A 1,137-nucleotide genomic window follows, 5' to 3' on the forward strand; every position below is an offset into this window, starting at 1 on the left:
CCGTTGGGCATGGCGGTGAGCCCTTGCAGGTCAGGCGGGGGTGGCAGAAAGCCCTTGGTGGCCAAGGCTTCATTGGCCTGTTCCAGGCGATCCACAAAGGTGTCGGCTGCCATCGGCACTTCGCCCACATAGTGGAACTCGCCCGCGCCCGTGCTATCGACCACGCTGCGATAAATCCGCTTTCGGGTCAGGTCATACGCCCCGGCAGGCGCAGCAGGCAGGTTGCTGATGGTGAGGGTGTCGCCTGTGACAACACTCAGCGCGGCTGATGGTGGCGATGGCGCGCCCTCTTCGCCGGCACCCGAGACAAAGGTATAGACATACACCCGCCGCTCCCGCGCCACGGTCTGGTCGGCTGCGGCCTGCGTCAAGGTGGCCACGGGCGTGGCCGTCGGTACCGGAATACCCAACTCATAGCTGACAACAGGGTAATCACTACCGCCTAGTGTCGCCAAGGGGAACGAGGTCCAGCTCGGTTTACGGCCAGCCCCAGTGAAATACAAGCGTTGGTTGTTATCACCCGCGCTCGGTCCCGGTACCACATCGACATCCTTGGTCCAGTGCAGCCAATACAGGGATTCATCAGTGGCATGGCGCAAACGGAACAGACTGCGCACCGTTTCCACCTTGGGCAGGCTGGCAATGACCGTGGCCGGCCCCGGCAGTGCCGATAGGTCCAAGCCATCCAGGCGACAGTTCTCCGCCACCTGTGCGCCGCTGTCGCTGAGCTTGCTGGTATTGAGCTTGGGCGCAATGCCGCCGAATTGGGGGATGTGGATATTCATCAGAAGAAATGCGGTTGGGTGCGAATGGGGGCGCCGTGCTTGCCGTGTTGTGCCCTATCGCGGGCGGCCAGCACACCGTCGTTGAATAACGCCATCTGCGTACCGACGGCTTGCGGGTTGCTCCATGCCTTGCCGGGTAGCAGATACAGCATCGCCAAGGCACCGGCCTGGATCGCGCTGGCATAGTCCTCGACCAAGAAGCGCGGTAACTCGGTCGCCGCCAGGGCGGGTTTCAAGGTAACGCGAAGGGCTAGGGAGCCCGTTGCTGTGGGATAAGGCGTCAAGGCATTCGCTGCCCCTTCTGCGTAACAGAACGGTGCCCCCTCAATCCCGTCGAGCCAGTCGGGATGCT

The 1,137-nt window shown here is 62.7% G+C and carries 2 protein-coding genes; both read right to left on the reverse strand.

The window, feature by feature from the left end:
- The coding region (locus CSQ89_RS21580) for a hypothetical protein (protein WP_308418207.1) at positions 1-785 on the reverse strand (785 nt) is incomplete at its 3' end.
- A partial coding sequence (locus tag CSQ89_RS22760; protein ID WP_199065793.1) for a hypothetical protein occupies positions 785-1,137 on the reverse strand: 353 nt, incomplete at its 5' end. The genes CSQ89_RS22760 and CSQ89_RS21580, both read right to left, overlap by 1 nt.

The sequence above is a fragment of the Chitinimonas sp. BJB300 genome, from assembly GCF_002735695.1.
Classification (GTDB): Bacteria; Pseudomonadota; Gammaproteobacteria; order Burkholderiales; family Chitinimonadaceae; genus Chitinimonas.